This is a genomic window from Caballeronia grimmiae (assembly GCF_000698555.1).
Taxonomy (GTDB): Bacteria; Pseudomonadota; Gammaproteobacteria; order Burkholderiales; family Burkholderiaceae; genus Caballeronia; species Caballeronia grimmiae.
Window position 1 is genome coordinate 1 of sequence record NZ_JFHE01000079.1, and the last position, 8,978, is coordinate 8,978.

Annotated in this window: 9 protein-coding genes; 4 read left to right on the forward strand and 5 right to left on the reverse strand. The window is 63.1% G+C overall.

Annotated features, from left to right (window positions below; genetic code table 11):
- Positions 1-659 (forward strand): aminotransferase class I/II-fold pyridoxal phosphate-dependent enzyme (locus tag BG57_RS30155; protein ID WP_035970844.1); only part of this gene is annotated, 659 nt, incomplete at its 5' end.
- 72 nt (positions 660-731) lie between these two features.
- Here BG57_RS30155 and BG57_RS30160 read toward each other — a convergent pair.
- Positions 732-953 (reverse strand): hypothetical protein, encoded by a 222-nt coding sequence (locus BG57_RS30160; protein ID WP_035970845.1) that lies wholly within the window; start codon positions 951-953, stop codon positions 732-734.
- Positions 954-1,216: 263 nt separating this feature from the next.
- Between BG57_RS30160 and BG57_RS30165 the strand changes: the two genes are divergently transcribed.
- On the forward strand, positions 1,217-1,768 hold the full coding sequence (locus BG57_RS30165) for a hypothetical protein (protein WP_035970846.1): 552 nt from the start codon (positions 1,217-1,219) through the stop codon (positions 1,766-1,768).
- Positions 1,769-1,843: 75 nt separating this feature from the next.
- Here the strand turns inward: BG57_RS30165 and BG57_RS30170 are convergent, their stop codons facing one another.
- Both BG57_RS30170 and BG57_RS30175 read right to left on the reverse strand, forming a co-directional pair.
- Positions 1,844-3,256: a lactate utilization protein B gene (locus tag BG57_RS30170; protein WP_035970849.1), complete on the reverse strand. Its 1,413-nt coding sequence runs from the start codon at positions 3,254-3,256 to the stop codon at positions 1,844-1,846.
- Between the two features lie 34 nt (positions 3,257-3,290).
- Positions 3,291-4,025 carry a (Fe-S)-binding protein gene (locus tag BG57_RS30175; RefSeq protein WP_035970852.1) on the reverse strand — a complete coding sequence of 245 codons (735 nt, stop codon included), beginning with the start codon at positions 4,023-4,025 and terminating at the stop codon, positions 3,291-3,293.
- A 147-nt stretch (positions 4,026-4,172) separates the two neighbouring features.
- Between BG57_RS30175 and BG57_RS30180 the strand changes: the two genes are divergently transcribed.
- Positions 4,173-4,979, forward strand: coding sequence for an IclR family transcriptional regulator (locus tag BG57_RS30180; RefSeq protein ID WP_035970853.1), 807 nt, complete (start codon positions 4,173-4,175; stop codon positions 4,977-4,979).
- Between the two features lie 85 nt (positions 4,980-5,064).
- Here the strand turns inward: BG57_RS30180 and pbpG are convergent, their stop codons facing one another.
- A complete protein-coding gene (gene pbpG / locus BG57_RS30185; RefSeq protein WP_035970855.1) occupies positions 5,065-6,252 on the reverse strand; it encodes a D-alanyl-D-alanine endopeptidase in 1,188 nt (395 codons plus the stop codon).
- 711 nt (positions 6,253-6,963) lie between these two features.
- Here pbpG and BG57_RS30190 point away from each other — a divergent pair.
- Positions 6,964-7,551: a phasin family protein gene (locus BG57_RS30190; protein WP_035970856.1), complete on the forward strand. Its 588-nt coding sequence runs from the start codon at positions 6,964-6,966 to the stop codon at positions 7,549-7,551.
- Positions 7,552-7,698: 147 nt separating this feature from the next.
- Here BG57_RS30190 and lpdA read toward each other — a convergent pair.
- The coding region (gene lpdA, locus BG57_RS30195) for a dihydrolipoyl dehydrogenase (RefSeq protein ID WP_035970857.1) at positions 7,699-8,978 on the reverse strand (1,280 nt) is incomplete at its 5' end.

Below are 8,978 nucleotides of genomic sequence, written 5' to 3' on the forward strand. Positions count from 1 at the left end.
CGTGCTGTCACAACCCGACGGGCGTCGATCTGACCGCCGCGCAATGGGCGCAAGTGGTCGAAGTCGTGAAGGCGCGCAACCTCGTGCCGTTCCTCGACATCGCGTATCAGGGTTTCGGCGAGAGCATCGAGGCGGACGCCGCTGCCGTGCGTCTGTTCGCCGCGGCTGAACTGAACGTGTTCGTGTCGTCGTCGTTCTCGAAGTCGTTTTCGCTGTACGGCGAGCGCGTCGGCGCGCTGTCGATCATCACGACGTCCAAGGAAGAATCGGCGCGCGTGCTGTCGCAACTGAAGCGCGTGATCCGCACGAACTACTCGAACCCGCCGACGCACGGCGGATCGGTCGTCGCGGCGGTGCTGGCATCGCCTGAACTGCGCGCGACGTGGGAACAGGAACTGGGCGAAATGCGCGACCGCATCCGTGCGATGCGCAACGGTCTCGTCGAGCGCCTGAAGGCAGCGGGCGTCGATCGCGATTTTTCGTTCGTCGATGCCCAGCGCGGCATGTTCTCCTACTCCGGACTGACCGCTGCGCAAGTGGACCGTCTGCGTGAAGAGTTCGGCATCTACGCTGTGAGCACCGGCCGCATCTGCGTCGCCGCGCTGAACACGCGCAATCTGGACGTCGTCGCGAACGCGGTCGCGAGCGTCATCAAGTAAGCGCCGTCTGCTGCAAAAAAAAATGGCGTCCTTCGGTTGGAGGACGCCATTTTTTGTGGGCGATGCCGGCTGTCAGAGCGTATGCGGGGCGGCGTGCGGAGCGGGCGTCACGGCGTCGTCGGCTTCGACGAGACCGTACGAGATCGCGCGAGCCAGTTCCGCGCTCACGCTTCCGACGTCCACTTGCTGACGGCGCGCAGCCGCCGATTCACGCTCCTCGGCATTCATGCAGAAGGTCAATGCGGCGATGAGCAGGATGGCGAGAGGCCAGTAAGTCGATATTGTCTTTCTCATGAGACTGTCTTCGGTTCGATGTCGCTGCGGGCGATTTACCCATTTGTCGACGGTTCGGATGTTACGCAATCGACCGTTGCTGAAAAAGCCATCGAACAGAGAAGGTTCGTTGCGTCTCTGGCAACAAGCAAGTTATCGGCCAGTTTCGCTGAGTGTTGTAACAGGCCAGGCCAGGCCGTCATAAAGGCTTACAAAGTTGTCGGGGACATCGGGCAGCGAGCGGTGTCTTAATGCTTATACGTGCAACCAATATTTCAACGGTCATGAAAGTCGCTGGCTTAGTAGTCTTTTCCTCCGCGCTGCTGTTGGGCGGATGCGCGGCTTACCCCGATGGTCCGATGTACGGCGGCGGTTATCCCGTGTACGACGATCCCGGATACGCGGCGTATCCGGCCTATCCCGCTTATTACGGCGGGCCGGTGGTGCAGCCGGGCGTCGTCGTTGGCGGCGGTTACTATTCGGGGCCCCGACGCTACTGGGACGACAGCCCCGGTTATCGCCGTCCGCCGCCCGGCGGCTGGAATAACCGGCCGCACGGCGACGGGTATGCCGGTCAGGGCGGTCGCGGCCGCCACGACGGTCAGGACGGCGGCCAGCCGCAACGCGGCGGCGGCGGTCCTCCGCCACAGGCGAACGCAGCGCCGATGCCGCAGGCAGTGGGCGGCGTGAGGCCGCATCCGCCGCAGCCGCAGCAGCCGCAACAACAACCGCAGCAGGCTCCGTCGCGCGGCGGCGGTGGCGGTGGTGGCGGTGGCGGCGGTGGTGGCAACCACGGCGGAAACGACCGCGGCTTTCTCGGGCGGACTGGCGGCTGATCGTCCGCGCGATAGTGAAAAAGGCCGCGCCGGATCACGCGATTCGGCGCGGCCTTTCTTTTTGTACGACGCCAATCAGCCGATATGCGACTGCTGCGCTTTGTACAGCTCGCGGAACGTGCGGCCGACGGGCGCGGGCATGTCGCGCGTGTCTGTCCATCCGGCGCCGAACGGAATGCGCGATAGCTTCTTCTCCCGCCCGCCAATGCGCTCCAGCACGCGCACTGCCAGCTTGGTGACGAGCGCATAGGCGGCCGGACGCATCGCGAGAAAGCCCCACGCTGCGAGCGCCGCCCGCTCGCTCCACGGGCGCAGCCGGCGCTCCATCTGCTTCTCGCGCAGCTTGCGCAGCAGATCCGAGATCGGAATACCGACCGGACACACGCTATTGCACTCGCCGCAGAGCGTCGCGGCTTGCGGCAGGTCCAGCGTCTTGTCGATGCCGACGTAGGCCGGCGTGAGCACCGAGCCCATCGGACCCGGATACACCCAGCCGTACGCATGTCCGCCGATCTTCTGATACACCGGGCAATGATTCATGCACGCCCCACAGCGGATGCAGCGCAGCATGTCCTGAAACTCTCCGCCGATGAGCCCCGTGCGCCCTCCGTCGACCAGCACGAAATACATGTCCTCCGGGCCGTCCGTTTCGTCGGACGCGCGCGGGCCGGTGAGCAGCGAGAAGTAGTTCGAGGTGGTCTGTCCGGTTGCGGAGCGCGGCAGCAGGCGCATCGCGGTGGCCAGGTCTTCGAGCGTCGGCAGCACCTTCTCGATGCCGGTCACCGCGACATGCACGCGCGGCATCACCGTGCACATGCCCTCGTTGCCCTCGTTCGTCACGACCGCGACCGACCCCGTCTCCGCGATCAGAAAGTTGCCACCGGTCACGCCCATGTCCGCCGACATGAAATGCGGGCGCAGCACTTCGCGCGCCTCGCGGGTCATTGCGGGGATGTCGGTGAGCCGCGGCTTGCCATGCGTCTTCGCGAACAGGTCCGCGATCTGTTCCTTGTCCTTGTGAACCACGGGCGCGATGATGTGGCTCGGCGGTTCGTTGTCGTTGATCTGGAGAATGTATTCGCCGAGGTCCGTCTCGATGGACTGCACGCCCATCTCGCCGAGCACGCGGTTCAGTTGCATCTCTTCGGACACCATCGACTTCGTCTTGATGACCTTCTTCACGCCGTGCTCGCGCGCAATGTCCGCGACGAGGCGCGCCGCGTCCTGCGTCGATTCCGCGTAGAGCACCGTCGCGCCCCGCCGCGTCGCCTCGCGCTCGAACATTTCAAGCCAGACGTCGAGATTCTCGAGCGCGCGATTGCGGCGCTCCTTGAGCGCGGCGCGCGTCGCTTCGAAGTCGATGTCGCGCACCGCCGCCGCCCGCGCGCTGACGAACTTCGTCGAGAGTTTGGTGAGATTCTGCTGGAGCCGTTGGTCGGCGAGCTTGCTGCCGGCTCGCGCCTTGAAGTGCATCGTCTGGACTTGCATGGATGGACTCGTCGATAGTCGATGTTTCGGGCGGTCAGGCGCGACGCTGGGCATCGCCGGCAAGGACCTGGGCGATATGCAGCACGCGCGTCGCGGTATCGCCCGTCCGGCGCAGGCGGCCTTCGATGTTCAGCATGCAGCCGAGATCGCCGAGCACCACGGCATGCGCCCCGCTCGCCTTGATGTTCGCGCATTTCTCGTCGACGATCGCCGTCGAAATATCGCCGTACTTGACCGCGAACGTGCCGCCGAAACCGCAGCAGTGCTCGCAGCCGGCCATCTTGGTCACAGGCACGCCGGCTTGCGCGAGCAGTTCGCGCGGCTGTGTCTTCACCCCGAGTTCGCGCAGGCCCGAACAGGAATCGTGATACGTGACCATGCCGTCGAAAACGCCGGGCTCCATGCGGGCTTTCGCCACCGTGACGAGAAAGTCCGTCAGTTCGAAGACGCGCGGCTGCAGCCGTGCAAAGCGGTTCATCAACTCGGGATCGTCACGAAAGAGATCGCCGTAATGCGCGCGGATCATCCCGCCGCAGGAGCCGGACGGGACCACCACATAATCGAACTGCTCGAATTCGCGCAGCGTTTTCTCGGCGAGATCGCGCGCCAGCCGGCGATCGCCGGAGTTGTACGCCGGCTGACCGCAGCACGTTTGCGCCGGAGGAACAGTGACCTCGAAGCCGGCGCGTTCGATCAGCTTGATGACCGAGAAGCCTATTTCCGGGCGCATCATGTCGATCAGACAGGTGACGAATAAACCGACTCGCATGAGGATTTTCCTTTTGATTCGAATAAGCGAAGCAGGTCGATTATCCGCGAAAAGCGTGGCGCATCCGACCGCCGGCGGGTCATGTCTTTTCACATTATGAGATACAATGCGATTTCCGCTGTTTGACGCATCAACCGATTTTTCACGATGAGCGATACGAACCCGGACTCCAAGACATCCATTCAGGTGATCGAACGCATGATGCGTCTGCTCGACGCACTCGCCGGCCACACCGATCCGGTCAGCCTGAAGGAACTCTCGCACAGCACTGGCCTGCATCCGTCGACCGCGCACCGCATCCTGAATGACATGGTGCTGTGCCGGCTGGTCGACCGGTCCGATCCCGGCACGTACCGGCTCGGCATGCGGCTGCTCGAACTCGGCAATCTCGTGAAGGCGCGTCTCTCGGTGCGCGAAGCCGCGATGCCGCCGATGCGCGAACTGCATCGGCAGACGGGCCAGACGGTCAATCTGTCGGTGCGTCAGGGCGACGAGATCGTGTATATCGAGCGTGCGTATTCGGAGCGCTCCGGCATGCAGGTCGTGCGGGCCATCGGCGGGCGGGCGCCGCTGCATCTCACGTCGGTTGGCAAGCTTTTCCTCGCCGCCGACGAAGCCGCCCGCGTGCGCGCCTACGCGATGCGCACCGGACTCTCGGGTCACACGCAGAACAGCATCACGGATCTGGCCAAACTCGAACGCGAGTTGTCGTTCGTGCGGCAGCAATCGTGCGCGCGAGACAACGAGGAACTGGAACTGGGCGTGCGCTGCATCGCGGCGGGCATCTACGACGACACGGGCCGGCTCGTCGCGGGGCTGTCCCTTTCGGCGCCGGCCGATCGTCTGCAGGACGCGTGGCTCAAGCAACTGAGCCATACCGCGCTGGAAATCTCGCGATCGCTCGGCTATCACCCGGAACTGTCGGCGGAAGGACAACGCGAAGCGCATCGCTGATCGCCGCTACCAAAGAAAAAGCCGGATTCGTCTTTCGACGATTCCGGCTTTTTTTCGGCCTGACGGCCCGCGCCCGAAGACGCGCTCAGGGATTCGCGCCGCTGCCCATGTCCGCGCTCATGATGCGCGGCTCGCCAAGTGTATCGAGATACGAACGCAGGCGGCCTGCGTCGGCGAAACGCGAGTACTTGCCGTACGAATCCAGCAGCACCATGATGACCTGGCGGCCATGCACGGTCGCCTGCATCACGAGACATTCACCCGCCTCGTTGATGAAGCCGGTCTTCTGCAAGCCGATGTCCCACGACGCATTGCGCACCAGCGCATTCGTGCTGTTGTACGCGAGCGTGCGCTTGCCGGTGAAGACTTCGTAGCTGCGGTCCGTCGAGAATTTGCGGATCAGCGGATATTGATACGCCGCGTTCACCATCTTCACGAGATCCCGCGCGCTCGACACGTTCTGGCTCGTGAGCCCCGTGGAATTCTCGAAGTGCGTATCGGTCATGCCGAGCGCCTTCGCTTTCGCGTTCATCGCGGCGATGAAGGCGGGACGCCCCCCCGGGTAATAACGCGACAATGCGGCCGCCGCGCGATTTTCCGATGCCATCAGCGCGATGTGCAGCATGTCTTCGCGATTCAGCACCGATCCGACCGCCAGCCGCGAGCCCGTGTACTTCTCGTAGTCCCGGTCTTCGTCGGTCACCGTCATTTCTTCGGTGAGCGGCATGTGCGAATCGAGCGCGACCATCGCCGTCATCAGCTTCGTGATGGAGGCGATCGGCACGACGGCGCGAGAGTTCTTGTCGAAGAGCGTCTCGGACGTGTCCTGGTCGACGACATACGCGACGCTCGAGCGCAGCGCGAGGCTATCCGGCGTGTCGTGCAGGCCGAACGCCTGGCCGACCGACGTCGCGCGCGGCTGATACGCCACCGAATGCACGGCGGCACGTCGCGCATGCGGGTCCATCCGGTAGTTCACGCGACGCTTGCGCGATGCTTTGGGCGCGTCCTCATCGTCATCGGCTGCGGCGGCCTTGGCCGTGCGCACGCCCTTGCCGGCTTTCGCGACGCGAGCCGGTTTCGCGGACTTGCCTTCGGCGGCGGGTTTGGCGGACTGCTTGACGGTCTTGCTATGAGTCGTAGTCTTGGCGAGGGCTTCAGCCGGAGCCGCTGCGAAAGATGTCGCGACGGCGAGCGATACGGCGAAAGACAATGCGGAGCGCAATGCCACGCCGTGCACCACCTTGAGCGACGAAAACATTTCGGTTTTCATTAGTGTTCTGTTGGGCGGCTGGAGAGTACCGCCAAGTGTAGTGAAGCTGCGAAATTTAAGCAATATTAAGCACTTATCGGCGCACGTTAATCCGTTTTGTAAGCGACGATTGCTGATTGTTGAAACTTTGCGCGCCTCGATCGGAAAAAACGATCGTGCGCCAGGCATCCGGCACTGCGAAAACCGCGCTTTCGACCACGCTGCTTACGCTCTGTCGGCAATTCTTTCTGAAACTTGAGGCTTGACTTTAAGAACGGGGCTGGCGGGCTTACGGCGCGCGGCAATAGACGCCGCGGCTTGTGCCCTCACAATCCGGTGTGCACTGCATCGTCAGTCGAAATGTTAACGGTTCTTCAACAATTTGGTGTACGGCAACGTCTTAAAAACAAGAACATCCGAGATTTTTCTTAGTCTCAACATGCGCCAACGCAGCCGCGCGCAGCATGGGACTCGCCGCTTTTCGCTAGTCCACGTCGGTGCATGCGCCGCCCGGTTCACGCCCTTTCCGACCGAATGCCGTAGTTAAACTCTTGTTTAACAAGGGTTTCCCCTATTTGTGCATTGCACAAAAAGCGCTTGACATCGATCGGAATATCTCTAAAATGGGCTTCATGTTGCAACGCACCAATCCGGAGCTGCACCATCTGGCAGCAAGTTGCTGCATCTACCAAACTACGACCCGCGATGATGGGTCGGCATAAGGAGCCTGAGATGACGCTATTGACCCCCGAGCAAATCGCCGCTGCACAGAAAGCCAACTTCGACACGCTGTTCGGTCTGACGAACAAGGCGTTCGAGGGCGTTGAAAAGCTCGTCGAACTGAATCTCCAAGTCGTGAAGTCCACGCTCGCCGAAAGCCAGGAAAACGCGCAACGCGCGCTGTCCGTGAAGGACGCGCAGGAACTGCTCGCGCTGCAAGCCAGCCTGACCCAGCCGGTCGCGGAAAAGGTGCTGTCGTACGGCCGTCACCTGTATGAAATCGCATCGGCTACGCAAGCTGAATTTGCCCGCGTCGCGGAAGCGCAGTACGAAGAGCAGAACCGCAAGGTGCAGACGCTCGTCGACAACGTCGCCAAGAACGCGCCTGCTGGTTCGGAAACGGCTGTCGCCGTGATGAAGTCGGCCATCACCGCCGCGAACACGACGTACGAAACCGTTCACAAGGCAACGAAGCAAGCTGTCGAAATCGCGGAAAGCAACTTCAACGCCGCCGCCACGGCTGCGACGAAGGCTGCCACGCAAGCGACCGAGCAAGCTGCTCGCACCGCTGCGGTTTCGGCAAAGCGCACCGTCGCGTAAGACATCGGCCACGCATGCGGTCTGCATGCGAAGGTTGAAACAAGGAACCCGGCTTCGGCCGGGTTTTTTGTTGTCCGCGCCGGGTCGCCCATGAAAAAGGCGCGTTCCCTTGCAGGAACGCGCCTTCGTCCTTCCTGGAACGCGAAGTTACTTCTTCCGCTGCGGCGGCAGATCGGTACAGACGCCTTCGTACAACTCCGCCGCCATGCCCACCGATTCGCCGAGCGTCGGGTGCGGGTGAATCGTCTTGCCGATGTCGGTTGCGTCCGCGCCCATCTCGATCGCAAGACACACTTCGCTGATCAGATCGCCCGCGTTCAGACCGACGATTCCGCCGCCGATCACGCGATGCGTCTCTTCGTCGAAGATCAGCTTCGTGAAGCCTTCGTCGCGGCCATTCGCAATCGCACGGCCCGACGCCGCCCACGGGAACACTGCCTTGCCGTACTTGACGCCTTCGGCCTTGCACTGCTCCTCGGTCTTGCCGGCCCAGGCCACTTCCGGATCGGTGTACGCGACCGACGGAATCTGCAGCGCGTCGAAGTAAGCCTTCTCGCCGTGCGCCGCTTCCGCCGCGACGTGGCCTTCGTGCACCGCCTTGTGGGCGAGCATCGGCTGGCCGACGAGATCGCCGATCGCGAAGATGTGCTCGACGTTCGTGCGCATCTGCTTGTCGACGTTGATGAAGCCGCGATCCGTCACCGCGACGCCCGCCTTGTCCGCGCCGATCTTGCCGCCGTTCGGGCTGCGGCCGACGGCCAGCAGCACGAGGTCGTAACGCTGCGGTTCGGCCGGCGCCTTCTCGCCTTCGAACGTGACGTAGATGCCGTCGTCCTTGGCTTCCGCCTTGGTGGTCTTCGTCTTCAGCATCACATTGGCGAAGCGCTTGGCGTTGAACTTCTCCCACACCTTCACGAGATCGCGGTCCGCGCCGACCATCAGGCCGTCGAGCATTTCAACCACGTCGATCTGCGCGCCGAGCGTCGAATAGACCGTCGCCATTTCCAGCCCGATGATGCCGCCGCCCACCACCAGCATGCGCTCGGGCAACTGACGCAGTTCGAGCGCGCCGGTGGAATCGACGACGCGCGGATCATCCGGGAAGAACGGCAGCTTCACCGACTGCGAGCCCGCCGCGATGATCGCCTTCTTGAAGCGCACGACCTTCTTGCCGCCCTCGCCCTGCACTTCCATGTGATGCGGATCGACGAACGTGCCCACGCCCGTCACCACTTGCACCTTGCGCGCCTTCGCCATGCCCGCGAGACCGCCGGTCAGCTTCTTGACGACGCCTTCCTTGAAGCCGCGCAGCTTGTCGAGGTCGATCTTCGGCTCGCCGAAGCTGATGCCGTGCGCCGCAAGCTCGGCCGCTTCGTCGATGACGAGCGCCGTGTGCAGCAGCGCCTTCGACGGAATGCAGCCGACGT